The sequence below is a fragment of the Helicobacter sp. T3_23-1056 genome (assembly GCF_053654535.1).
On the sequence record NZ_JBSIUU010000012.1, the window covers coordinates 20,487 to 46,146 of the forward strand.

The window sequence follows — 25,660 nt, forward strand, 5'->3', positions numbered from 1 at the left end:
ATTTTACCCCTTTGGTATCGCATTTAGTGCGTTTAGCGCGCGCGGATAGCCGATATAGGGGATAAGCGCGGTAATGGTAGCAATGAGTTTAGCCCTGTCATTGCCCATATTGAGATTGCCTTGAGCGTGTGCTTTGACTTGTGCGTCTGCCCCGCCGATACTTGAGACAAAGACAAATGTCAAAAGCTCGCGGAATCTCAAATCAAGCCCGCCTCGCGTATAAAAATCCCCAAAACAATGCCCGCTTAAAAATGTGCGGATATGTTTTTCATCATTTGGTGCGCTTGCATTGCCTTTATCGATTGCCTCCCCAAAGATTGTTCTTTGCACTTCTAGCCCTTTTTCTACACGATTTTCTCGCGTGGTGGTGGCTCTAGATTCTAGAGGCATTGGGATTTTGCGCGCTTTAAAGACCTCATTTGTAGTGATGATAAAATCTAGCCCCTTACCCATTCCAATGTATGGCGTAGCTTGATAGCAGATTTCTTTGATTGCCACAGGGCTTACGCCCGCATTTAGACTAGCATTAAGCATATTTTTATACTCGCTCACTCCTTGTGTGGCGATAAGCGCACCAAGCGTTAGCATAAGTCGCTCTTTTTCCTCTAAGTTCGCAAAAGATAGCACTTCATCAAAGGCAAAATTTGCGTATCTTTCTAAAAATTCTGCGTCATTTTGTGCTAGCTCACTCGCGCTAAAATCCTTGCCAAAATATCGCTCTAAGTTTGATTTCGCTGTGTTTGTGAGGTTCATATTTGCTCCTTTTGTGTTTGTTTTGGCGCACGCACTTAAGCCTATCGCGCTAAATATACCTAATGTATTTAGCGCACTAAGCGCGATTACTGCCTTGCTAGATTGTGTGATAAAATTACGGCGATTTTTCATTGTGCTTCCTTACTTGACTAGATTTTTTAACGACTCTTTTGCTTGTTCCTCTGTATTTGCGCCCACGATTTCGTGTGGGATATATGCTTCCTCTAAATACGCGATTTCTTTATCACTTAGTTTCACGCTCATCGCACGCAGTGCTTCATCGATATATTTGGTTTTGTTTGCGCCGATTATAGGCGAACCAGCACCTTTTGCCAAAAGCCACGCTAATGAAATTTGACTCATCGCCACGCCTTTTTTCTTTGCAAGTTCATTTACGCGCTCTACGATGACTTTGTCTTGTGATTCTGTTTTATCATACTTGCCCATTGCGACTTTGTCGGTTTTGCTTCGCGCGGTGTTAGTTTTCCACTCTGCTCGTGCCAAACGCCCAGAAGCAAGTGGCGAATAAGGCATAAGCGTAACGCCCTGCTGCTTGCAAATGGGGATTAGCTCTCTCTCGTCCTCTCGGTAGAGCAAATTATAGTGATTTTGCATAATGCTAAATGGCGTTAAGTTGTTGTCTTTGGCGATTTGTTGCATATTTGCAAACTGATAGCCAAACATAGCACTAGCACCTAACGCACGGACTTTCCCTGCTTTGACTATATCGTGGAGTGCTTGCATAGTCTCAGCAATTGGCGTTGTGTAGTCAAATCGATGAATAATATAAATATCCAAATAATCCGTCCCAAGTCGCTTCAAAGTGCCATCAATCTCGCGCAAAATCGCCTTGCGCGATAAAATCCCCTCGTTAAAATACACCTTTGATGAAATGACGACATTTTCGCGCTTTGCGTGCTTTTTTAACGCTTTGCCTAAATATTCCTCGCTTGTCCCAGCGGAGTAGATATTTGCTGTATCAAAGAAATTTATGCCCTTATCTAGCGCGTGTTTGATGATAGATTCGCTTTGTGCTTCATCAAGCGTCCAATCGTGCAAAGTCCCAGCCTTGCCAAAGCTCATCGCCCCTATGCAGATTTGGCTAATCTCAATGTCCGTGTTGCCGACTTTGATAAAATTCACGCCATTTGCCTTGCGCGTGATTGTGGGTGTAGAATATGTTTTGCTCATCGTTGCTCCTTTTTGATTTGGATTTGCTTTGTTTTGGTTTATCGCACTTTGATTTGAATGCGCCATTAGTGGCGCAACGCCTGAAGTCATAGCCATACTTGCTAGGGCGATTTTGCCCGAAGTTTTGAGAAACGCTCGCCGTTTAGACTCGCTTGTGTTTTGCATACTTATTCCTTTAAATTTTAAAATTTAAACGCCTATCGCACGAAATCTGTCGCGCTCAAACTTCGCATATCAATGACGAAGCGAAAATTTGCCTCACCTTTTGCGACTTTTTTGTAGGCGTTATCTAGCTCACTGATAGGGATTAGCTCAATTTGCGGGTAGATATTATTTTTCACGCTAAAATCTAGCATTTCTTGCGTCTCTTTTATGCCACCGATAAGCGAGCTATAAATCTTACGCCTAAACTGCCAAATCATCGCATTTGCGTCCAAATGCGGATTATCTTTTGACGATGGTAAGCCCACGATTGCCATTTCGCCATACATTTTTAGCATTTTTTGATAGGCGTTTATGTCGTAGTGATAAGGGATAGTTGAGATGATGAAGTCAAATTCATTTGCGATTTGGCTAAATTCTTTGCTTTTGACATTGATAAATCGCTTCGCGCCTAGTTTTAGCACGGAATCCGTCTTATCTACTATGTCAAACCCCGTAACTTCCGCGCCCAAAGCCACCATATATTTCACCGCCAAATGCCCTAGTCCGCCAACCCCTGCAACGGCGACTTTTTGCCCTTTTTTTACCTTGCTAAACATTATAGGCGAATAAGTCGTAATCCCCGCGCAAAGCAGGGGCGCGACTTTTTCAATCTGTGCGGATTTTGGCACTTTTATGGCAAATTTTTCGCTTACTACATAGTTGTTTGAGTAGCCACCATAGGTGTTTTCACCGCCGTGAAAGACATCTTTGCTATTGTAAGTAAAGACGGTTTTAGCATTGGTGCAAAACTGCTCTTCGCTACGCTTGCACGCTTCGCACTCGCCACAGCTATTTACCATACAGCCAATTCCTGCGTAATCACCGATTTTAAACTTGCTAACTTTGCTCCCCACTGCGACTACGCGCCCTGCGATTTCGTGCCCGGGGACTATGGGATAGATAGTCGCGTGGTGGTCTCCAGCGACTGAATGCAAGTCGCTATGGCAAATCCCCGCGTATAAAATCTCTATCAAAATGTCGCGCTCACCTAGCGGGTGGCGCGTGAAAGCGTATGGCTTAAATGCAAAATCCTTGCTAAAAGCTGCGTAGCCTTTGCTTTGGATTCTCTGTCCGCTTTTTGCCTGTGCTATCGCCTCATCTATGCCAAATAGTTTTTGCGCTTTTTTTGCGTGATTTTGCTCGCTTGTTTGGGCGGTATTTGCATCGCTTGCAAAGATTGCAGAGCCTCCCAAAATCGCACTTACGCCAAGCGCACCCATTTTTGCAGAATCTGCGATAAACTCTCGCCTTTGCTTATTTTTAATCGTTTGCATATTTGCTCCTTTAAATGTATTTGCAATCTAGATTCTAGATTTATCGCAATTATAAAACCTGATAGCAACTCTAAGTCAAGAGGAAAATCACAAATTTTTCAAAGATTTTGCAAAAAGTCTAAAAAAGTGCAAGAAAGCGCGAAAAAATCTACAACATTTCTATGCTACAATCACGGCATAAAAACCAACGCAAAAACACAAAATAAGCAATACCAAAAGGCACACAATGAATCTCTACATTCTCACAGAGGAGCGACCAAAAGTTAGCACTTTGCGCTTTATCATCACGCGATTTTTGCGCGATAAAAAGTTTGTCGCTTTTGTGGATAATCTTAGAATCTTGCCTATCATAGAAAATGAGCGGTTTTTGTTTAGCTATGAAATCATAGGTGTGCGGTGTAATAAAATCGCTAAAATCTACCTAAAAATCATTAGTGGTGGCAGTAGCTTTGTGGATTATCTCGTGTTTTTTCAAGCCACAGAGCCAAAGCCAAAAGATACGCCACTTTATGCCATAGAGGAAACAAAAACTGATGATAAAGAATCACGCAATACAGGAGCTTTGCAACGCATTACAAAATTTGTGTATGTGGATTATTTTTATCCAAATGCCACAAAGATTATGTTTTATAATTTAGCCATAAGCCAAAAGCAAAAGCCCACCGATACAAATATCTTTGGAATGCGGATTTTACGCACACTTGGCGTTGAGATTGAGGGCAAAACGCTATCAGGCGAAATCTTAAAACCATTTGAAACCATAAATGAACTTATAGATTTTAAAAATGCGATGCGAAAGCCACCAAAAGGCAATGTGGCTATAAATATCTTTAAAAAACCAAATGCGTTGCAAATTTCAGGGAGATTAGCCAAAAGTGGCTCACTCTCACACGACCCAAATATCGGTGCGATAAGTGGTATAGCCAAAGCATTGCGCATTTTAAAATTTGATGGCAAAATCGAAGTGATTTTACACGGGCTAACTTCGCAAAATCAAGTCGGCAAGGACAACAAATTTATCCAAATCGCAAATATGCTAGGCATTTCTTTGCAGGGTTTAGCCCTGCCAAAAGCTCTACCACAAAAAGAATATTGGCATTATGAGACAAAGGGCGAAAAACTTGCCACGATTTTTATTCATTTGGTTGTTACGCATTTTACAAGTGCGGAGTCTATTTTTGAAAATCACGCAGGGTGCGAAAAAGGCTACTTTTTTGATAGCGATGGCAACGCAATCGCGCTAGAAAAATACGAGGACAAAGAGGCGTATAAGAGTGGCGATAAAAACAAGCGATTATTTATACCTGATTTGATTTTGCTTGATAGTGAGCGATTAGAAATCACAAACATAGAGGGAAAAAAGTATGAGAATAAGCACAAAGGCATTGAGGAGCTAAAAAACTATGATTTTATAGAATCTGCGTATATTAAGCGATGTTATCCGCGCTATAAAATCATTCGCACACTTGTTTTGTTTGGTAGCGATAATGAAAAAATCATCGAAGTAGAAATAGGCTTTTTACTCAACAATAAGGGCAAAATGATTTTAGGCATAAAAGCCCCGCAAATTTTTATCATTGCGTTAAAAAATTTGCTTGATTTTTGGGGTGGCAAATGACTTGGAATCTAGCACATAAAGCACAAAATCAACGATTTATCAAATCCCCGCTAAATTATATCGGTGGAAAATATCGCCTTTTGCCACAGATTTTGCCATTGTTTCCAAAGCAAGTGGATAGCTTTGTGGATTTGTTTTGTGGTGGGCTAAATGTGGCAATCAATGTGGAATCTAGCCAAAATTCGCCACTTTGGCATAAAAATCAAATCTATGCAAGGCAAATTATTTGCAATGACAATCTCGTGTATCTAATTGAGCTGTATGAATTTTTGCGCTCTTATAATGTAGATTTTAGCTTGCAAAATTTAGAGCAAATCATTGCCACATATCATTTAAATTCTATAAACACGCAAGGCTACAACGCCCTGCGTGATGATTATAATAAAAATAAGACACCGCTTAAACTCTTAGCCCTTATCGCACACGCTTTTAACCACCAAATCCGCTTTAATAACGCCCATAAATTTAACACCCCTTTTGGCAAAAATCGCTCCACCTTTAATGCGACAATGAGGCAAAATCTCATTTGTTTTATCCACGCATTGCAGAGCAAAAACTTTGCATTTTACGCGCTAGATTTTAGAGAATTTTTATCCCAAATCCACCTCACAAAAAAGAGTTTTCTCTATGCTGACCCGCCCTATCTTATCACGCAAGGCACTTATAATGACGGCAAAAGAGGCTTTAGCGGATGGAGTGAGAATCTAGAAATCGCCCTGCTAGAATCTTTAGCTAATCTGCATAAAAAGGGCATTAGATTTGCACTCTCAAATGTGCTTAGCCACAAAGGAAATCAAAACAAGATTTTGCAAGATTGGGTGAGCAAAAATAACTTTTTTACTACGCATTTAGAGGCACACTACACAAATGCAAACTACCAAACAAAGCACAAAGATAAAAGCAAAACCAAAGAAGTGCTTATCACAAATTACAATCCTTTGGATTTAGGATAGCAAATGCGCTTCATCGGCAACAAAGAAAACCTAATCCCTAAAATCTATGATTTTATGCAAAAATGCGGGATTGTGGAGCGTAAAATGGCAGATTCTAGCGATTTTGGCGAGGCAAGTTCGCATAAAACATTTTTTGATGCTTTTAGCGGAAGTGCAAGCGTAGGGAGATTTTTTAAGAGCAAAGGCTTTGAAGTGGTTAGTTGTGATTTGCTTTACTTTTCTTATTGCTTACAAATGGCGTATTTAGGTAACAATACAAAGCCAAATTTTGAAAATTTAGATGAGATTTTGCGTGAGATAAAGACGCAAAATTTGCTTGCTTCGCCATATCAAAAAGTGTTACGCTATCTCAATAATTTAGAACCTAAAGCAGGGTTTATTTATGAAAATTACGCACCAAGTGGGAGCAAGGATTTGTCGCAACCTAGAATGTATTTTAGCAATGAAAACGCCCAAAAAATTGACGCTGTGCGTTTGCAGATTGAATCGTGGAGAGTGCGAAATGCAATCACTCAAAACGAATACTTTATTTTGCTAGCCACGCTTTTAGAATCTGTGTCGTTTTTTGCTAATGTCGCGGGCGTGTATGCGGCATTTTGCAAAATCTGGGATAAACGCGCATTAAAGCCTTTTATCTTAAAAGAAATCACGCTTTTGTATGATTTAGATTCCAAAAACAACGCACCAAATCCACGCGCAAAATCCACAAAAAATCATCGTTGCTTTTGTGGGGATTGTTTAGAGATTTTAGATTCACACACAGGCGCACCTTTTGACATTCTCTACCTTGACCCGCCATATAATCACCGTCAATACGCACCAAATTATCATTTGCTAGAAACCATTGCCAAATATGACAATCCGCGCATTAAAGGTGTGGCTGGACTGCGCGAGTGGGATTTCCAAAAATCAAACTTTTGTAATGCCAAGCTCGCTCCGCTAGAGCTAGAAAAAATCGCCAAAAGCCCGCATTATAAAGCTCTCGTGCTAAGCTATAATAGCGAGGGGATAATGAGCAAAAGCCAAATTGAAAGCATTTTACACGCGCAAAATGGGCGTGTGGATTTTATAGAGCTAGATTATCCGCGATTTAAAAGCCACAAAAATAACGCCCAAAAATCCATTAAAGAATTTGTGTGGATTTTGCAACGATAAAATGATATGGTAACTCAAGGCAAAATCTGTGTGGGAGGATTTGCTGGCTTTAAATTTTAAAATTTAAAGCTATTTTGTGGGATTTTGCGACCTTGTAAAAAATCCTTGTCAAAAGTCGCAAAATCGTGGCAATCTCAAACCAAAATCACAAAGCATAATCATAAAACACAAGCACGATTCTAAGTCAAGAGGAAAATCACAAATTTTTCAAAGATTTTGCAAAAAAGTCTAAAAAGTGCAAGAAAACGCGCAAAAATCTGCGATTAAAGGCAAATACACAGAAGCACAACTTAAAAAACTGCTAAATTACTTTGGCTTATTTGAAGCACTCCAAAACGCCGATGAATCTTTAATAAAAAGCATTTTAAAACGGCGCGTGAATCCTAACGCAAATCAGTGAAGTTTGCGCGTGAATCTTATTTTACTGCCCATAATCGCGCTTTTAATCTTTAATCACCCTTGATTAACGGCAGATTTTTTAGCATTTCTTGTAGCTCAATCTGTGCTTTTGGCAAATGCTCTGCGATTGTAAGCCCGACTACTTCGGCGTTTTGGCTAACGGCATTTATCGCGCCCACCACTTGTGCTACACTCAAGATTCCAGAATCACCCACCGCGACATAGAGTTCGCGCGGATTTAGCACATCTAAATCCAAATGGATTAGCACTTTTTTCACGCTACGCGACTTTATCCACGCGCTAATCGCGCCAAACGCCTTTGCCTCGTCATTTGCAATATCTTTGCCCCAAATAGCTTGTATGCCTAGCTCCACTCGGCGCGAATCATAATGTGTTGCCTCATTTGAGTGTAACCCGATAAAAAGGACATTTTGGGGCTTGATATACGCAGGGAGCGCGAAATCCTGTGCCAAGCCAAAGTCGCCTATAAGCGCACTCACCGCCATCGCGTGATAGCCTTTGTAAAAATCGTTTTTCACGCCCAAATCAGGGTGCGCATCAATCCAAATCATCGCTATTTCATCGCCTTTGTATTTATCCGCTAGATAGCCAAATGGCGCGATACTTGTGGCGCATTCTCCGCCCAAAGTTAGGATTTTGGCAGGATTTTTGGCGTGTAAAATATTAAGCGCGTTTTTGTGCTGGGCGCGCAAAATCTCTTTGTCGATTATGCCATCTTGCACGATTCGCGCATTTTTAGAATCCACGAAAAAATCGCGCGAAATATCCACAATCGCAGTGTTTTTATCTAAATTTGGATTTATATCGCGCGAAAGCAAATCTAAAATCTGTGCGCCCAAAACATAGCCCCGTGCGACAACGCTAGGCTCTAAATCCTTGAAAAATCCAGCTATATCGCCACCCTGCCATTGTGGAAAAATGAGTTTTAGTGTTTGATTTTGCATTGTGTTTTCCTTTTTTAGCGTTCTTAGTTTTTGCCCTTGAAGCCCATTTTTAGTTGCTTTGTCGCCCACGCATAGTGGCTAGAAGTGCTTGAAATCATATATGAAGCGAGCGCATTTGCCCCTGTGAAGTCAAAATGCCCCCTGCCAAATAGCTCATCATTGCTAAATCTTTTGACAAGGCTTACAATCCTGCTATGGCTATCTTGCAGGCTTTCTAGCGCGTCTTGCAAGCTTGTGCTTTGGTGCTTTTGCCAAATCTCTACATTGAGCTGTGGATAAGTGCGCCAATTATACGGGGGAGGCAAAAATGGCGCAATCTCTGGCTTTTGTGTAAATTTTCCGCCCTCGCGCTCCAAATTATTGGCGATAAAATCCTCTAGCATTATATGCCATTCATAGAGGTGGATAAGCACATCGCGGGCGTTTTTATCGCGTGCATTATCACGCAATGCTTTGGCAAAATCCCTCTCCAACATATCGCTAGCCGTGCTTTTTATAAGCCCCAAAAGCTTGGCAAACTCATCACTTATCGCTGACAATAGCTCATCTTTATTGCGCGGGCGAGGCATATTACTTCCTTTTTGTTGGATTTTAAGCTAGATTTTTTAAATGGTTATTTTTTAAAAAAGCTAGATTCTTGTTTGGTGTGAATCTAGCACGAAATCCACGCGATTTTGCGCGTTTATAGCGCACGCAACTAAAATTTTCAAAAACTCGCGTCTTTATTATTGTTAATCTTTTGTTTTGATTTTGCTAAAATCGCAATTTTATCATATCAAGCACAAAATCTTGCGCTAAGCTTAGCAACGCCACGACAAAAAAATAAAGATTTCAAGGAACAAAAATGGATTTTTTAAGCATATTTTTTATCGCCTGCGCTTTGTCTGCAGATGCCTTTGTGGTAAGCCTTTGCAAAGGTTTGAGTGTCAAAAAAGTGGGATTAAAGCATTATGTTATTGTCGCTATGTATTTTGGTGGATTTCAGGGAATTATGCCATTGCTTGGATATGGGCTAGGGGTGGGGTTTGCCTCTTTTATGGCTAGATTTGATCATTGGATAGCGTTTTTGCTGCTTAGTGCTATCGGGGCAAAGATGATAAAAGAGTCTTTTAAAGAGCATTCTTGCGGTGCGGAGGGGGCGGATTTTGGCTATAAGATTATGTTGCCTTTAGGCATTGCCACTAGCATAGATGCGCTAGCGGTGGGGGTAAGCCTAGCCGTGCTAGAGACGCATATCTATGCAAACGCGCTTTGCATAGCCATCATCACAGCGATATTTTCAGCCCTAGCCCTAAATCTAGGCAATCGCTTTGGCTTGCATTTTGCAAATAGATTTTCAAACAAAATAGAGCTTTTAGGTGGCGTTATCCTAATCCTTATTGGCACAAAAATCCTAATCGAGCATTTAATAGAGGGGATTTAAAATATGATTTTGCTATAATTGCGCTTTTTTATTTTACATATTAAACAAGGCAAAAATATGCAAGCAAGGCAACATAAAAAAGATTTTGAAAAAAAATTTGAAAAAGATTTTGACATTATCATCGTAGGTGGCGGACACGCAGGACTAGAAGCAGCTTGCATAGCTGCCAAAATGGGCGCAAAAGTGCATTTGCTAACGATTTTGGTAGAAAATATCGCCCTTGCAAGCTGTAATCCCGCTATGGGCGGACTTGGCAAAGGACACCTAATCAAAGAAATAGACGCGCTAGGTGGCGTGATGGGGCAAATAAGCGATAAATGCGGAATCCAATACCGCACTCTAAACGCCTCAAAAGGTCCAGCTGTGCGTGGCACACGCGCACAAATCGATATGGACGCATACAGAATCTATGCGCGAAATCTAGCTCTAAACACGCAAAATCTAAGCATATCTCAAGAGATGGCGTGCGAAATCCTGCTAGATTCTAGCCTAGAATCTAGCCCATCTAGCGCAGAGTGTGAATCAAAATCTAGCGCAAAATCCAAACTCCACGATTGTCCGCAAAAAAACACCACGCAAAAAAGCCTCTCACAAAAAAGTTTTGCGCAAAAAAGTTTTTCGCAAAAAAATCCACCACAAAAAGCCCCCCTCAAAAACCAAAAAAAAGCTATCGGCATTCGCACAAACATAGGCAAGACTTACTACGCAGACAAAATCATCATCACCACAGGGACATTTTTGTGCGGACTTGTGCATATCGGGGAAAATCAAATCATCAATGGGCGATTTGGCGAGAGTGCTAGCAATGAGCTAAGCGAAAGCCTAAAAAAAATAGGGCTAACGCTAGGACGACTAAAAACAGGGACTTGCCCGCGCATCGATGGTAGAAGTATTGATTTTGTTGCATTAGAGCAGCATATAGGTGATAAAAATCCGCCATATTTTAGCTACCATACGGGCTTAGATTTGGAGCAAACAAATAGCAAATTTACGCCACTTGATTTGCCCTGCTTTGTAACATATACCAATGAAAAAACGCATAAAATCATAAGAGAAAATTTCCACCGCGCACCGCTATTTACAGGGCAGATACAGGGAGTGGGACCGCGCTATTGCCCAAGTATCGAGGATAAAATCAATCGCTTTGCGGACAAAGAGCGTCATCAGCTTTTTTTAGAGCCACAGACAAAAGATAGAGTCGAATACTACATAAATGGGCTTACCACCTCGCTACCTGTGGATATTCAAGAACAAATCATACACAGCATAAAAGGGCTAGAAAACGCACGCATAACGCGCTATGGCTACGCGATAGAATATGATTTTGTAGAGCCTACACAGCTAAAACACACGCTTGAATGCAAGGAAGTGGATAATCTATATCTAGCGGGGCAAATCAATGGGACTACGGGGTATGAGGAGGCGGGGGCGTTGGGGTTAATGGCTGGAATCAATGCAACCCTAAGCCTTTTTTCAAGCAATTCGCCTGCGGGTAGTCATTGCATAGATTTTGTAGATTTTGAGAGTTCGCAGGCAAGAGAGCCTAGCTCACTCCCAAAATCTGCAAAAAACTCCACAAGCACCACCTCACTTGCTAGAATTGTAGCGGAAAATGGTAGCATAGATTCTAGTATGGCAGAATCGTCATTGCGAGCGAGCGATAGCGAGCGTGGCAATCTATCTTGCCATACCAAAACCCTTTGTCATATTGAGCGAAGCGAAATATCTAAATCACAAATAAAAAATAAAGATATTTCTAGCTCACACCCTCAATATGACAAAAGTTATGACAATGTGGATTTTTCGCTTCCCACAAAAGCAAAAAATGACACAAATAATGAAAACATAAGTTGCCACGATGTTGCTATGCAAAATCTTGCAATGACAAAAAAAACAACTACCCAAAATCAGCCATTAAAAGAGCTTGTTTTTTCGCGTGATGAAAGCTATATTGGCGTGATGATTGATGATTTGGTAACCAAAGGGACAAAAGAGCCTTATCGACTTTTTACCTCTCGTGCGGAGTATCGCCTGCTTTTGCGCGAGGATAATGCCATATATCGCCTGCTAGAATACGCCAAAGCGTTAGGCAGTATTTCCCCTAGTGATTATGAGATTTTCGCCAAAGAAAAGCGCGATATTGCCAAATCTATGGCGTATTTAGAATCCACCTCCATCACGCCTAGCAAAAGGGTGCAGAGCTTCCTAGCTAGCATAAACCAAAATCCGCTAAATGACAAAACCGCCCTAGTGCATATTGTCGGCAGGTATGAAATACGGGGCGATGAAACAAAAGAGAATGAAAAAAAAGATAATAAAATGGGGGAGGATTTTGCTAGTTTGCGTGCAGATTTTATCGCATTAGAGGATTTTTTGCGCCTCGAAGCAGGGCAGAAAGATTCTAGTTTGCGAGCAAACACGCCACAAAATGCAAACCAAAATCACGCCACAAAACAAACCCCAAACAATGATAAAAATCTAGCTACAAATATACCCCAAAATCTAATCCCGCCCGATTTTTCTACAATGTCAAATCGCACATTGCACCAAGTCCAAATCCTATCTAAATACCACAACTACATACAAAAACAACTAGCCGATGTAGCAAATAGCAATGAAATGCTAAAGCTAAAGATTCCGCAAGATTTTGAGTATAAGGGCATCTCTGGGCTATCGCTTGAAGTCATAGAAAAACTAAGCAAAGCGCGCCCTAGCACGCTATTTGAAGCAAGTCAAATCAGTGGCATAACGCCTGCTAGCCTTGATGTCTTGCATTTACACATTCATTTGCGCAACAAAAAATCTTAAAAAAGCTTAAAAAAATAAGGAACACAAATGCCAAAAACGCCCCAAAATATACAAAATCTCCCCCCAAGACACAAAGCCTGCATAGAGCTACTATGCGAGCTAATCAAACGCCAAAGCGTAACCCCGCAAGAATGCGGAATCTATGAAATCATAAAATCTAACCTAAATCAAACGGAGGATTTTCAGTTTTTGCATTTTGATAAAGGTGGGGTAAAAAATCTTTTTGCCTATAAGATTTTGCCACACGCCACACAAAACACAAAAACCCCGCAAGACAATCAAGCACAAAACGCAATGAAACATTTTTGCTTTATGGGGCATATCGATGTCGTGCCTGCGGGGGAGCATTGGAGTGAAAATCCATTTGGTGGGGCGATAAAGAGGGGCAAAATCTATGGCAGAGGTGCGCAAGATATGAAAGCAGGGGTAGCGTGCTTTGTGCGCGCGGTGGTGGATTTTGCAAACCAAAAACAAAATCTAAACCAAAATCCAAACAAACAGGCACAAATAAAATCTAGCGCGAAATCTAGCCAAAATCCAAAGCATTATCCACAAAATGATTGTTTTATCATTTCGATTTTGCTAACTAGCGATGAAGAGGGCGATGGAATCTATGGCACACGATATGCGCTAGAAAAGCTAAAAAAGCTAGATTTGCTCCCCACGCACGCCATTGTCGCAGAACCGACTTGTGAATACAAGTTTGGCGATATTATCAAAATAGGGAGGCGAGGCTCGATAAATGGCTCTCTGCGGGTTATCGGCAAGCAGGGGCACGCAGCCTATCCACAAAAATGCCTAAATCCTATCGAAGCCCTAGCTGTGGCTTTGCCACTAATCGCAGGGCAAAAGCTAGATAATGGCAACGAACATTTTTCCCCCTCTATGCTCGTGGCTACGGATATTCGCGGTGGGCTTGAAGTCTGCAATGTAACGCCTAGCGAAGTTGTTTTGAGGTTTAATCTGCGAAATTCTACGCTGACAAATTTAAGCGATTTAGAATCGCATTTACAAAAAGCCATAGCGATGATAGAATCCAAAGTCAAAGGCGTAAAATGCGACCTAACGCTAAATCAAAGCTCAAAGCCATTTTTAAGCAATGCGGATTCTATCTTAGTGCAAAATCTAGCCAAAAGTGTAGAAAAAATCACGCACATAACGCCAGAATTAAGCACAGGTGGCGGGACAAGCGATGCAAGATTTGCTAGCGCGTTTGGCATAGAAGTCGCAGAATTTGGCGTGCGAAATGACAAAATCCACAGCATTGATGAATGTGTAGAAATATTTGAAATTATAGGGCTTTATGAAGTATTTTTAGATTTTTTGGATAATATCACAAGACAAACCCACACAAAAGGATTTACCAATGAAAATGCCTAGTATTTTTTCTCGTCAAATGTTTGATGATATTTTAAACGCGTTTAGATTGTATCCGTTTATTTCATCTGCATCGCTTTATGTTGCAATGTTTTTTATTATGAATATTTTGCTTACAACACCTGCTTTATTATCTGAGAATATTTGGCATTTTAATAATATGTTGATAACGATAGCTTTTGGAGTAGAATCGCTTTTTATTTATTTGCAAGGTTTGCGCTTTTTGTCCCACAAAAACTTTACATTGCCAACGCACATTATCCAAATAGCTAAGTTTGCTTTTTATATATTAGTGGCTATGCTACTTTATTTTTATATCGATTTTTTATCATTAAAAGATTTTGACCCAAGACATTATCTATATCTTTATGCACTTTATCTTATTTGCTTTCTTGCCTTTTTCGCGCTAAAGATTGGCGATTCTTTCCATAGTCTGTATAATGCTACATTTTGTGCGTTATTTATAACTTCTATTGGCGTAGTGATAACCATTTGTTGGTTGATTTTTACAGGATTGTTTTACGCATTGTTTGACATTTGGAATCAAAAATTTACCTTTATCCCAATAATATGCGTCTCTGAAATGATATTTTTGCTATTTTTGGGCGCGTTTGAGCGCGAAAGAAAATCAAAATTTGGCATATTTTTGCGCATATTAAATATTTTTGCAACCATTTATATAGCGATGTTTTTGCTGTATTTTATCAGCATTACTTTAGGATTTACAACATCAAAAGAATCATTTTCAATCGTGCATTTGGTGCTTTGGTATATCTTTTTCGCGCTATTTTTATGGTGGCTAAATATGGCACAAAATCCGCTAGATTCTATGAGTCAAGACCCACGCCAAAAGCTCACCAAAATTATGCGTGTTGTTATCCCGCTTAGCGCACTTTTTGTGCTAAATGCTATCGCATTTTACGCCATAATTATCCGCATAAATCAATACGGCGTAACGCTATCGCGCTATTTTGTGCTTGTTGCTTGTATCGCGCTTTTTGCAAATCTAGCCTTAAGTGCATTTTGCAAAAAACCTATCCAAAAAGGCATTCTCACGCTAATGGCTTTAATCGCATTTAGTGCGTTTGGTGGGAAATATAACGCGATAAATCTAAGCATAGATTCTCAAATCAAACAGCTAAAAATCGCAGAACATAACGGCGATAATAGCAGAATGTTTGATATTAGTTACACGCTAAGGAATCTAGGCTATAAGGAATAAAAATCTTGCGATATAAAATCCTATAAACAAATCTAAAACCACCATTAGCATAAATCTATCAGCATAAATCATAACATTTTGCCACAGATGATGCCAAAATGATTTTTGCGCATTTTGGCTTTGGCAAGTCGCCTAGATTTGCCAACAATCAATGATAATCATTGTAGCTTTGCCGCTAAATGCGTCTCTTTGAAGCGTAAATTTGGCTGTGAGGATTTCGCCTTTTTTGATTTGCTTTTCGCAAAAAAAATACATCGCTTTTAATGAATCTAGGCTAGAATCTTGGCGGTAATTTTGGGCAAAATCTTGGCTTTTTTTTGAGTCAAGATTTTGATTTAATTCTATGGTGCAAGCATTGCTAGATTTTAAATCTAATGGCTTAAAAGTGATTTTTCTATGCACTTCTTTGATAATCTCTACGCATTCTACTTGCAAAGTCGCTATAAATATCGGCTTTGGATTGCCCTGCCCATAAGGCTCAAAGCATTCTAATATTTCTAACAATTCTACGCCAATCTCCCTAGAATCAATCTCTCCCAAACATTCATCACATTCTGCCATATCGCTAATATCTGTTGTTTTATACCCCTCCACATAAGCACAAAAATCCTCATATCGCTCCGCTTTTAGCGTTAGTCCTGCGGCATTTTTATGCCCTCCAAAATTCTCCATCATATCTTGCGCCCCGCTTAGCAAATCCACAACATTTGCATTCCCCACCGAGCGTGCCGAGCCTTTTAGGATTGTAATATTTTCATTTGCAAGATTTTGCCCTGCCAAATCTTGCGCCCCCAAATCCCATTCTGCCAAATCCTGCGCCCTCAAACTTTGCTTTTGTAAATCTTGCTCTTTTAGATTCTCATCTGCGGGGTTTTGACAGCCATCTTTATGCGTCTTGGTTAGCACAAATGCGCATTTGTTAAATTGTTTGGCAAGTTTGGAAGCGACTATGCCTAGCACGCCCTCATTCCACTGCCCTAGTGCGATGAGTGCGCTAGGGTATGTTTGCAGATTTTTTAGCGCGGATTCTAGCGTGTCTTTGGCGCATTTTTTGCGCTCATCGTTTATAGATTTTAGCATACCCAAACTCACTTCACTAGAATCTAGCAAAAATTCACTTGCGATTCTCCCCTCCCCCATTCTCCCCGCCGCATTTAGCAATGGCGTAATGCTAAAACTAATATCGCTTGCCGTGATAAATGGCGTTTTTAGCAATGATTTTAGCGCGTTTATGCAGGGGAAATGCGAGGTTTTAAGCCGTTTGATTCCATATAGCACGATGGTTTTGTTGATATGTTTTAGCGGCATCATATCCGCAATCGTTGCTAGCATTACAAATTCTAGCAAAGGGGCTAAATCAAGCGATTTTATCGCGCTAGATTCTAGCTCATTTGGGTTTGCTTGGCTAGATGCTGTCGCGCTAGATTTTTGGGGGTTTGCTTGCAAATGTTTGTGTAGATTTTTGTGTAGATTTTCTTGCGCATTTTTTTGTGTATTTTCTTGCAGATTTTCTTGTAGATTGTTTTGTAGATTTTTTTGCAGGGCGATTTTTATCCCCGCGCATAGATACCACGCCACAAGCGCACCGCAAATCTCTTTTTGTGGAAATCCACAATCACTTTGCATTGGATTTATCACAAAATCTGCGTTTGGCAAGATTTGCTTTGATTCTTGCATTTTAGGCAAATGGTGGTCTGTGATGATGAGCGTGCGTTTTTGCTTGGCACAAAAATCCGCCGCTTCAAACGCATTTATGCCATTATCCACGGTGATTACGATTTCGCTAGGATTTTGCTCCAAAATCTGCTTGCTTACGCCATAGCCATCTCTAAAACGATTTGGGATAATGTAGCGCACATTTGCATAACCTAGCGCGTAAAAAAACCTCATCATTACCACGCTAGCGACAATCCCATCGACATCATAATCCCCTATGATTAAAATCTGCTTGTGTTTAGCTATGGCTTTGGCTAGGCATTGAGAGGCTAGCTCGCAGTCTTTTAGGGTGTAGGGGTTGGGGAGGGAAGATAGCGAAGTGTAGTCCCACTTTTTATTTCGATTATGCAAAATCTCACGGATTTTTGTCTTGGTAAGGGGTGGATTTGCAAATAGATTTTTTGGTGGATTTTGCAAAATTTGATTTTGTGGATTTGTCGTGGTTTGTGAAGTTTGTGCTGTCATTTATGCTAGATTCTTTTGTGTTAGATTTTGTGTGTTAGATTTTGCCTAAGCATTTGTGTAAGGCGTGATTAAAATCTTGGCATTATACCCCAAAATCTACAAACCTATAAAAAACCTAGCGACTTAAAGCGCGACAAAAAATGCGACAAAATCCACGCAAACAAACTAAAAATGATGCAAGATTCTAGCTCCGACCGTGTAGCTCTGCGTAATCTGCCTAGAGATGATATTTGCCTCACTGCCTTTGTTGATAAAATAATGCGATATGAATGGAATCTTTGCGACTAATTCTATGCCTACTGATTTGCATACAGCAGATTGCAATCCTATCTGCAAGCCCGTTTCTACGCCATTTTGCGACACGCCAAAACCTGAAAAGCTAGATTTTGCTTCGCTTTTTAGCCTATTTACCCCACTGCCAAAATAATGCACTCCCCCTACCCCTAGCCCAAAAAATACGCCTATTTGCTTAAAATCCATCAAAAAATCTGCATTTACACCATAATGAATCGCTTGAATCGTGCCAACAGATAGATTTGCAGGGGCTTGAGATTCAAAATAATCAATATTTGCATACCCCCGCACCCCTATGCCCTGCGTGAAAAAATGCCTATACCCGCCAAGTATGCCTATCTTTAGCCCGCCACCGCTAGACTCCGCTCTAGGTGCTATGCTACTCCCTACTACGCTACCAAGCGTGCCTTTTTCATCATACTTTAACCCCGCATAAGAAGCCTCTAGCCCGATAAATCCACGCTTTGTTGTGGTGGATTTTGGCGTGGATTCTGGTGGGAGGTTTTGTGCTTCTTTTTTGTTGTATTCTTGCTGTGGATTTTGGTTTGGATTTTTATCTGTGGTATCGGTGGCATTTGGGCTATCTTGTTTTTGTTGCGTTTCTTTATTTTCATTATTTTCATTTGCGCTCTGTTTTGTCATTGTATCTTGCAAAGTCGCGTCTGATAGCGTGTCTAATAGATTTTGACTTGTGCTATCTTGTGCCTGTTGTGTTTGCTGCCACGCTGCATTCTCACTATTTGGATTATTTGTAGAATTTGTAAGATTTTGACTTGGATTTTGCGTAGCTTGTGCAAATGAACAAAATGCAGTAAGACAAAGAGAATTTAGCAAAAAAGATTTTCTATTAGATTTTGCTTTGTGCTGATAAGTGTCCTTAAATGCGATATTTTGTAGCATATTTACCCCTTGTATTTGGATTTGATAAAAGTTACTTTTGATTGTTTGGGTTATTTTGAGTTGGTCGCAAAATCAGTATATATTAAAAGTAACTCTTATGATTTTTTGGAATTATGCACTTTAAAAATAAATGTTTGACATAAAGTTTTAAGATTTTTTGCAAAAAGTTTGCATAAAAAGATTTTGCAAAATGCAAAAATACAAAATCAAATCAAAATAAAATAGTGTAAAATTTCAATTTTGCAACATCTTAAAACACCATAAAATAACGCAAAATCCCCAACAAATAAGGAGAAAAAATGAATAAAATCGAAGGGAAAATCCTACTCAAAGGCAGTGAAAAAATCGCAATTATTTGCTCTAGATTTAACCATATCATAACCGATAGACTTATCGAAGGGGCGCAAGATAGCTTTCTAAGACACGGAGGAAATGCAAAAAATTTGGATTTGATTTTAGCACCTGGGGCGTTTGAGCTACCTTTTGTGCTTGATAGGATTTTATCTAGCAAAAAATATGATGGCGTGTGCGCGATTGGCGCGATTATCCGTGGGGGGACGCCTCATTTTGACTATGTGAGCGCAGAGGCTACAAAGGGCATAGCTAATACGACTCTAAAATACGGAATGCCCGTAAGCTTTGGCGTGCTAACCACGGATAATATCGAGCAAGCAATCGAGCGGGCAGGCTCTAAAGCGGGCAATAAGGGCTTTGAAGCGATGAGTTCGCTTATAGAATTGCTAAGTCTTTATGCGGAATTAAAAGTATAGATTTTTGGGCTAGATTTGGCAAAAAAAGCAAAATCTAAACTCCACAAAAAGGCACAAAATGGCGACTAGGACACACGCTAGAGAAGCGGTAATCGCGCTATTATACGCATATCAAAGTGGCAATGCAAACACAAAAGATTTTGCGCCAAACTTCCTAGAATCCCGCAAAATCAAAAATAAGCAAAAAGATTTTGCACTCGGGCTTTTTGGTGGGGTTATGGAGCATTTAGAATCAATAGATTTTGAGCTAGCGCAAAACCTGCAAGAATGGGACTTTGAGCGACTAGGGCAAATGGAAAAAAGCATACTAAGGCTTGGGGCGTATGAGATAGCCCACACCAGCACACAATCCGCAATCGTAATCAACGAAGCCATAGAACTAGCAAAAAACTATGCTGATGAAAACGCGACAAAACTCATAAATGGCGTGCTAGATAAAATCAAAAAAGTAAAGCAGGATTAGGGTTGTTTTTGTGGAATTTTTATGCGGGTTATGTTGTGAAGTTTTTATGGATTTTGGAGGGATTTTAAGAAGCGTTAAAAACCTTAATGTCATAGCAAAAATAGCAAAAGTGGTGCGCCCAAGAGGACTCGAACCTCTGACCTACGGCTTAGAAGGCCGTTGCTCTATCCAGCTGAGCTATAGGCGCAAAATCTAGCAAAGCCATAACCAAAATCTAAAATCTTTAAGATTTTTTCTTTAAGACTTTTATCTTTAAGATTTTATCTCGGTGGTGCGCCCGAAGGGAGTCGAACCCCTAACCCTCAGATCCGAAGTCTGATGCTCTATCCAATTGAGCTACGAACGCAAAATCTAATCATTTGATAATGTATAAAAGAATCTAAAAGAAGTCAAAAGTAAATGGGGTGGGTAATGGGGCTCGAACCCACGACCCTCAGTGCCACAAACTGATGCTCTAACCAACTGAGCTATACCCACCATAAAAATTTCAATCCATAAAAACACAACAAAATCAAAAAACTTCAAATGGTCGGGGCGAAAGGATTCGAACCTTCGACCCCTTGGTCCCAAACCAAGTACTCTAACCAGACTGAGCTACGCCCCGATATTTGAATCTAGCCAAATGCTAGTAAAATGTAAAGAACAAAAAGCCAAAAATGGCGGACCAAAAGATGGCGGACAGAGAGGGATTTGAACCCTCGAGACCCGATTAAGATCTGCACCCTTAGCAGGGGTGTGGTTTCAGCCACTCACCCATCTGTCCTTACGAAAAAAACTACCATAAAGCAAAAAAGGCAAAAAGCAAAATCTATCAAACTCATTTTGACAAAATTTTGCAAAAAATAAAGCTGTGATTTTACTCTATACTGCATAAAATATACCTTAAATATCATAGATTTTTGGCTACATATTGCTAGATTTTGACTATATTTTGGCTAGATTTTGTGTCTTGTTTATATTGCTTTCCATAAATTATGACGCATTTTGACTAAGATTTATTGCAATCCCAAAATAGCTTTGCGCAAATCTCACATCAATCCAACACAACAAAATCTTATAAAATCTTGCAAGCAAGTCCCTACAAGCGAACGATTTTTACGCCCATTCCGCCTTGATTGGCAGGCGCATCGCCAAAGCTAACCACTTTTGGGTGCTTGCTTAAAAATTCTTTTGTGATTTTTGCTAGCACGCCTCCGCCTAGCCCGTGGCATATCGCCACCTCATCAAACCCCGCCACCAAACTTTGTGAGATAAAATCCTCCATCGCCTCTATCGCTTCCTCTGCGCGAAATCCGTGCAAATCAAGGCTAGGACTTGCCCCCTTTGCCACGCTCTCTAGCGTGTAGCCTTTTTTGATAGGGTTTGGGCTTGTGTCTTTTTCTAGGGTTTGGCTTGGCAAATGCCTAGAATGCGATTTTAGAGAATTTTTTTGCACTTTTAGTCGCATACCAGAATCTAGCTCGATTACAAAATGCTTATCTTTTTCCTCTAAGATTTTGCCCCTTTTGCCATTATATTTTATGCTATCGCCTTTTTTGTAGTCGTTATTTTGGTGTAGATTTTGGGCTAGATTATTATTTTTTGCATTATTGTTTTTTTCATAAAAATTATCCAAAATCTTATGGGCATTATTGATATTTCTATGCGCTTCACTCATCGTATTTGCCTGCTGTTTTAGCGCGTCTAGAGCTTGTTTATAGGCTTCTTGCAAGCTAGCCTCTTTTTTGGCAAAATCCTCCCTCAAAGCAAGTATTAGCTCATCATATTCTTGGTGTTTTTTTGCTAGATTTTCTAGCTCTTTTCTTGCTTGCTCATTTTTAGATTTTAGCTCTATTTCTAGTTTGCTAGATTGCTCGATTAGCTCATTTAGCCTCTCTTTATCTGCACCATAATGCTCCCTTGCCCGCTCAAGCAAAAGGGGCGAAATCCCATATCTCTCCGCGCTCTCAAAGGCATAGCTTTTGCCAATGCTTCCGTGCATAAAATCAAACAACGGCTTGCCTAGCGCAATATCAAAAAGTGCCGCGCTCATTTGCACGCGCAAATCCCCAGCCATAAGAGAGGCAAGGCGTTTGTGGTGCGTGGTAAGCACGATTTTATTGCGCTTTTTTAATAGCTCATCTAGCAGGACTTTATAAAGAGAGCTAGCCTCATCAGCGTCCGTGCCTAGCTCGATTTCATCGATTCCTAAAAGCATATTTTTTTTATCTAAATTTTGGCTAAATTCTATCATACGCCCCGCAAAAGTCGAAATATCATTTTTGGTATTTTGCGGGTCAGAGATGATGGCATAGATACGCTTAAAATGTGGAATCTTGCTTTTATGCGGATTGATTTTCATAGGCAATAAATGTTTTGCCAAAAATGCCGCGCTTAAAATAGATTTTAGAAGCATTGTCTTGCCGCCTGCATTTACGCCTGTAAGGATTAGTGCGCCTTTGTCAAATGTAGTATTGATAGGCTTTGGATTTGACAAAATCGGGTGGCAAAAATCGCGTAAAATGATTGTATCAAAATCGTGGCTAATGTCGTTGTTATGGTTATTTTTAGCGCGTGTTTTGTGTGGATTTTGGATACTTTGCAATCTTTGTGGAGCTTGTGAAGTTTGTGAAGTAGGCAAGATAAAATCTAAATTATGCTTTTTTGCAAAATTTATCCGCGCTTGAAGCAAGTCAAATTTATCAAATTCTTTATCAATAAAGCGCAAAAAAAGCAAATGTGCTTTTAGCAAAATCGATAGATTTTCACATATTTTTGCAATCTCTACTTCAAGCAAATCGCGCAAAGAATTTTGCTTTTCATAAAGCCCTTTTATGCTACTTGGCAGGACATAAAAATACCCCGCTTGCGTGCGTTCTAAGATATTGCCATTTAGGATTTTGCTAAATCCAGCTTTTAGCAAGAGGCATTGGGATTCATAAATAAAATGCACTTGTTTATCCACCAAAAATGGCTCTATTTTGGCAGAATTTAGAAGTGAAGCTAGCTCGGTTTTTATCTGTGAAACGACATTGCTAAGCGTTGATTTTATGCAATCTATTTGAGGGAAAATGCTATCTTTTATCTCGCCTTTTTGGGTAAAAATCAGCATTGATTCTAGTAAATTTGGCGGGAAAATGATTTTATCTAGCCATTGTTTTAGGCTACTTTGGGGTGGGATTTGTGGGTTTTTTTGGGCGTGTTTTTGAAGCAAAGAAAAATAACTCAAAATCTTAGATATGTTAAAGATTTGGCTTAAATGCAAGATGCCATTTTTGCTTAAATGCAAAAGTGCTAAATCTAGCGATTCTACGCGTGGGATAGCAGGCAAAGACGCGCTAGCAAACGCCAAATCTAGCTCATCTAAAATCTTTTTATATAATCCTAAATCCCCTTGCAAATAAATGGGTTTTTTTCGTGCCAAAAATAAGCTAAATTGGTTGATAAAATGCTCTAAATCAAGCTGTTTTATCAGCCTAAAATCCCCCCCACTATGCAATGGCAAAAAATCATTTTGCACTTCTTGTCGCGCTGTGAAGGCGTTTATATTTTGGCAAAAATCTATGTTATTTTGTGTATTTTGCGTATTTTGTGTATTTGGCATTTGCATAGTTTTGGCATAAAGCGTGATTTAATACCCGATTTCATATAGCTTTTTGCGCTCGCTTGAGCTTGCGATATTTAGCTGTTTGCGATATTTGGTGATTGTCCTACGGACGATTTTTAGCTCAAATTTTTCCTCTATCATTTTTAAGATTTTCAAATCGCTTAGCGGTTTTTTGCGATTTTCGCTTTTTATGATTTCGCTTAGAAAATCTTTGATTGAAGCATTGCTTACATCGCCTTCAATCGCGGTGGTAAAAAAGCTCTTTATAGGGAAAATCCCCCTTTGGCATTCCAAATATTTATTAGAAATGGCGCGTGAAATGGTGCTTGGAGCATAGCCTAGCTCTTCGGCAATATCTTTTAGCTTCATAGGCTTCATCTCCCCTCCCATAAAAAAATCATACTGATAATCCACTATCATAAGCCCCACTTTTTTTATCGTGGCTTTGCGCATTTCTAGGGCGTCTATCAAATCACGCGCTTCTTTGATTTTGGTTTTTATGTAGATTTGGGTGTCTTTTTCCTCGTTTGTGAGATTTGCACTGCGATTGTTTTGCAATGTCTCAAGCCTAGATTCTTGCCTCTCTAGCTCGATTATTGGGTAGTATTCATCATTGCTTTTTACGATGATATTGCCCTCTTCTTCTAGCACATAAATATCGGGGATTTTGTATGCGTCCTCATAGTCAAAATCTAATCCGGGGGGATTTTTAAAACTTCGTATGATTTTCATCGCTTCTTCATAAAAGGGGCTTTTTTTGTATTGCGTATGTGTGCTTAGATTGTGGATTATTTGCGTGCAAAGCTCATAGGTGTCATTATCTGCCCCGCTAGATTCTAGCTGAAAGCAAAAGGATTCTAGCACATCTTTTGCCCCCACTCCGCGTGGCTCTAGATAGCTAAATCTAGCGCGGATTTTTTCATACTCTGCTTCCTCTATGCCAAGCCTTTTAGCGCAAACCTCGCTATCCTCCCTAAAATACCCCTCACTATCAATCCCCTCGATAATATCAAACGCGATTTGTTGAGAAATGTCCGTAGGAAAAAGCGGAGGGCTAATTTGGGATTTTAGATTTTCATAGAAGCTATCTTTTGCGATAGTTAGCTGCTCGATTTTCTCGCTTATGCTAGATTTTGTGGATATGCTATTGCTTTGCTTGCTAGATTTGCTTGCTTTATTTATGTTGCCAAAATCCTCTTCTCTAGCGTTTTTAATATTGATAAATGGATTTTGCATAGCGCAATCTTTTAGGATTTCCTCCACTTCGGATAAATCCCCCTGCAAAATGGGCAACCAGCTTTTAAGCGTGGTAGATAATTTGCCTTTGATATTTTGCCGTAGGCGAATCGCTCCTTGCGCCATTTGCTCCCCTAAGTCTTGCTACGCTCTAAAATGCTCGCCTAGATAATAACGGCGAACAAGGGCGTTTTGGTAGATTTCATCAGCACTGCCACTTGCAAGCAAAGAGCCAGATTTTATCACATAGGCTCTTTGGCACACCGATAGCGTCTCTCGCACATTGTGGTCCGTGATAAGCACGCCTATATCCATATCTACAAGTTTTTGGATAATCTTTTGAATATCTATCACAGCGATTGGATCCACCCCTGCAAATGGCTCATCAAGCAAAATAAACTTTGGCTCTTTTATCAATGCGCGTGCGATTTCTACGCGCCGTCTCTCCCCACCGCTTAGGCTTAGCCCTTTGCGCTTTCGTATAGGCTCTATGTTAAATGCTTCTAACATTTGCTCGATTTTGTGCGTGGCTGCTTTGGCGTTTTTAAAAGTCGCTTCCGCTGCTAGTGCTAGATTTTCCTCCACACTCAAATCTTTAAAAATACTAGATTCTTGCGGGAGGTAGCCTATGCCTAGATTTGCCCTTTTGTGCAATGGATATGCTGATAAATCCTCCCCATCTAAAAACACCCCCCCAGAGCTAGGCTCTAAAAGCCCGCAAATCATATAAAAAGTCGTGGTTTTTCCCGCTCCATTTGGTCCTAGAAGCCCGACTACTTCGCCACTTTCTACAAAAAGAGAGATACCATTTACAATTTTTGTTTTTTTGATATGCTTGGCTAAGTCTTTTGCCTCTAGCTTATGCTCTCCCATCGCCTTCCTTAGTAT

General features: G+C 40.1%; 20 protein-coding genes and 5 tRNA genes. 10 read left to right on the forward strand and 15 right to left on the reverse strand.

The window, feature by feature from the left end:
- Window positions 1-3: 3 nt before the first annotated feature.
- The 3 genes from ACWIUO_RS07545 to ACWIUO_RS07555 are packed head-to-tail and all read right to left on the reverse strand — an operon-like array spanning window position 4 to window position 3,422.
- Window positions 4-885, reverse strand: coding sequence for a carboxymuconolactone decarboxylase family protein (locus tag ACWIUO_RS07545; protein WP_454177297.1), 882 nt, complete (start codon window positions 883-885; stop codon window positions 4-6).
- A 9-nt stretch (window positions 886-894) separates the two neighbouring features.
- The gene (locus ACWIUO_RS07550; protein ID WP_454177298.1) at window positions 895-2,109 is read right to left on the reverse strand and encodes an aldo/keto reductase; all 1,215 of its coding nucleotides are present in this window, start codon (window positions 2,107-2,109) and stop codon (window positions 895-897) included.
- Between the two features lie 32 nt (window positions 2,110-2,141).
- On the reverse strand, window positions 2,142-3,422 hold the full coding sequence (locus ACWIUO_RS07555; RefSeq protein ID WP_454177299.1) for an NAD(P)-dependent alcohol dehydrogenase: 1,281 nt from the start codon (window positions 3,420-3,422) through the stop codon (window positions 2,142-2,144).
- 226 nt (window positions 3,423-3,648) lie between these two features.
- On the opposite strand from ACWIUO_RS07555, the gene ACWIUO_RS07560 reads away from it, so the two are divergent.
- The 4 genes from ACWIUO_RS07560 to ACWIUO_RS07575 all read left to right on the forward strand — a co-directional run bounded on the left by ACWIUO_RS07560 (window position 3,649) and on the right by ACWIUO_RS07575 (window position 7,548).
- Window positions 3,649-5,040: a hypothetical protein gene (locus ACWIUO_RS07560; RefSeq protein ID WP_454177300.1), complete on the forward strand. Its 1,392-nt coding sequence runs from the start codon at window positions 3,649-3,651 to the stop codon at window positions 5,038-5,040.
- The gene (locus ACWIUO_RS07565; protein WP_454177301.1) at window positions 5,037-5,993 is read left to right on the forward strand and encodes a DNA adenine methylase; all 957 of its coding nucleotides are present in this window, start codon (window positions 5,037-5,039) and stop codon (window positions 5,991-5,993) included. The genes ACWIUO_RS07560 and ACWIUO_RS07565 overlap by 4 nt, the downstream gene beginning before the upstream one ends.
- A 3-nt stretch (window positions 5,994-5,996) precedes the next feature.
- Window positions 5,997-7,148, forward strand: coding sequence for a DNA adenine methylase (locus ACWIUO_RS07570; RefSeq protein WP_454177302.1), 1,152 nt, complete (start codon window positions 5,997-5,999; stop codon window positions 7,146-7,148).
- Window positions 7,149-7,383: 235 nt separating this feature from the next.
- Window positions 7,384-7,548 (forward strand): hypothetical protein, encoded by a 165-nt coding sequence (locus ACWIUO_RS07575; protein WP_454177303.1) that lies wholly within the window; start codon window positions 7,384-7,386, stop codon window positions 7,546-7,548.
- 49 nt (window positions 7,549-7,597) lie between these two features.
- Here the strand turns inward: ACWIUO_RS07575 and ACWIUO_RS07580 are convergent, their stop codons facing one another.
- Together ACWIUO_RS07580 and ACWIUO_RS07585 are read right to left on the reverse strand one after the other, a co-directional pair.
- Entirely contained in the window at window positions 7,598-8,512 is a 915-nt protein-coding gene (locus tag ACWIUO_RS07580) for an arginase family protein (RefSeq protein WP_454177304.1), read from the reverse strand.
- 23 nt (window positions 8,513-8,535) lie between these two features.
- Window positions 8,536-9,081, reverse strand: a complete 546-nt coding sequence (locus ACWIUO_RS07585) for a ClbS/DfsB family four-helix bundle protein (RefSeq protein ID WP_454177305.1) — start codon at window positions 9,079-9,081, stop codon at window positions 8,536-8,538.
- A gap of 275 nt (window positions 9,082-9,356) precedes the next feature.
- On the opposite strand from ACWIUO_RS07585, the gene ACWIUO_RS07590 reads away from it, so the two are divergent.
- The 4 genes from ACWIUO_RS07590 to ACWIUO_RS07605 are packed head-to-tail and all read left to right on the forward strand — an operon-like array spanning window position 9,357 to window position 15,342.
- The gene (locus ACWIUO_RS07590) at window positions 9,357-9,935 is read left to right on the forward strand and encodes a manganese efflux pump MntP (RefSeq protein WP_454177306.1); all 579 of its coding nucleotides are present in this window, start codon (window positions 9,357-9,359) and stop codon (window positions 9,933-9,935) included.
- A 57-nt stretch (window positions 9,936-9,992) separates the two neighbouring features.
- Window positions 9,993-12,743, forward strand: a complete 2,751-nt coding sequence (locus ACWIUO_RS07595; RefSeq protein WP_454177307.1) for a tRNA uridine-5-carboxymethylaminomethyl modification enzyme MnmG/GidA — start codon at window positions 9,993-9,995, stop codon at window positions 12,741-12,743.
- Between the two features lie 27 nt (window positions 12,744-12,770).
- Window positions 12,771-14,123 (forward strand): succinyl-diaminopimelate desuccinylase, encoded by a 1,353-nt coding sequence (dapE, locus tag ACWIUO_RS07600; RefSeq protein WP_454177308.1) that lies wholly within the window; start codon window positions 12,771-12,773, stop codon window positions 14,121-14,123.
- Window positions 14,110-15,342, forward strand: coding sequence for a hypothetical protein (locus ACWIUO_RS07605; RefSeq protein ID WP_454177309.1), 1,233 nt, complete (start codon window positions 14,110-14,112; stop codon window positions 15,340-15,342). Before dapE ends, ACWIUO_RS07605 begins: the two co-directional genes overlap by 14 nt.
- A 132-nt stretch (window positions 15,343-15,474) precedes the next feature.
- Here ACWIUO_RS07605 and ACWIUO_RS07610 read toward each other — a convergent pair whose 3' ends face one another.
- Window positions 15,475-17,523: a single-stranded-DNA-specific exonuclease RecJ gene (locus ACWIUO_RS07610; RefSeq protein WP_454177310.1), complete on the reverse strand. Its 2,049-nt coding sequence runs from the start codon at window positions 17,521-17,523 to the stop codon at window positions 15,475-15,477.
- A gap of 165 nt (window positions 17,524-17,688) precedes the next feature.
- A complete protein-coding gene (locus ACWIUO_RS07615) occupies window positions 17,689-18,717 on the reverse strand; it encodes an outer membrane beta-barrel protein (protein WP_454177311.1) in 1,029 nt (342 codons plus the stop codon).
- Between the two features lie 299 nt (window positions 18,718-19,016).
- Here ACWIUO_RS07615 and ribH point away from each other — a divergent pair, with 299 nt between their 5' ends.
- Together ribH and nusB are read left to right on the forward strand one after the other, a co-directional pair.
- Complete coding sequence (ribH, locus tag ACWIUO_RS07620) at window positions 19,017-19,487, forward strand: 6,7-dimethyl-8-ribityllumazine synthase (protein WP_454177312.1); 471 nt, start codon at window positions 19,017-19,019, stop codon at window positions 19,485-19,487.
- A gap of 58 nt (window positions 19,488-19,545) precedes the next feature.
- Complete coding sequence (nusB, locus tag ACWIUO_RS07625) at window positions 19,546-19,950, forward strand: transcription antitermination factor NusB (protein ID WP_454177313.1); 405 nt, start codon at window positions 19,546-19,548, stop codon at window positions 19,948-19,950.
- Between the two features lie 110 nt (window positions 19,951-20,060).
- Here nusB and ACWIUO_RS07630 read toward each other — a convergent pair.
- From ACWIUO_RS07630 to lptB, 8 genes are all read right to left on the reverse strand, one after another.
- Window positions 20,061-20,137: transfer RNA gene (locus tag ACWIUO_RS07630), tRNA-Arg, on the reverse strand.
- An 82-nt stretch (window positions 20,138-20,219) separates the two neighbouring features.
- Window positions 20,220-20,296, reverse strand: a tRNA-Arg gene (locus ACWIUO_RS07635).
- 54 nt (window positions 20,297-20,350) lie between these two features.
- Window positions 20,351-20,427, reverse strand: a tRNA-His gene (locus ACWIUO_RS07640).
- Window positions 20,428-20,476: 49 nt separating this feature from the next.
- Window positions 20,477-20,554, reverse strand: a tRNA-Pro gene (locus ACWIUO_RS07645).
- 68 nt (window positions 20,555-20,622) lie between these two features.
- Window positions 20,623-20,713 (reverse strand) — tRNA-Ser (locus ACWIUO_RS07650).
- A 315-nt stretch (window positions 20,714-21,028) separates the two neighbouring features.
- Window positions 21,029-23,533 (reverse strand): endonuclease MutS2, encoded by a 2,505-nt coding sequence (locus tag ACWIUO_RS07655; protein WP_454177314.1) that lies wholly within the window; start codon window positions 23,531-23,533, stop codon window positions 21,029-21,031.
- Between the two features lie 27 nt (window positions 23,534-23,560).
- The gene (locus ACWIUO_RS07660; RefSeq protein WP_454177315.1) at window positions 23,561-24,898 is read right to left on the reverse strand and encodes an RNA polymerase factor sigma-54; all 1,338 of its coding nucleotides are present in this window, start codon (window positions 24,896-24,898) and stop codon (window positions 23,561-23,563) included.
- An 18-nt stretch (window positions 24,899-24,916) separates the two neighbouring features.
- Window positions 24,917-25,645 (reverse strand): LPS export ABC transporter ATP-binding protein, encoded by a 729-nt coding sequence (gene lptB / locus ACWIUO_RS07665; RefSeq protein WP_454177316.1) that lies wholly within the window; start codon window positions 25,643-25,645, stop codon window positions 24,917-24,919.
- Window positions 25,646-25,660 lie beyond the last annotated feature (15 nt).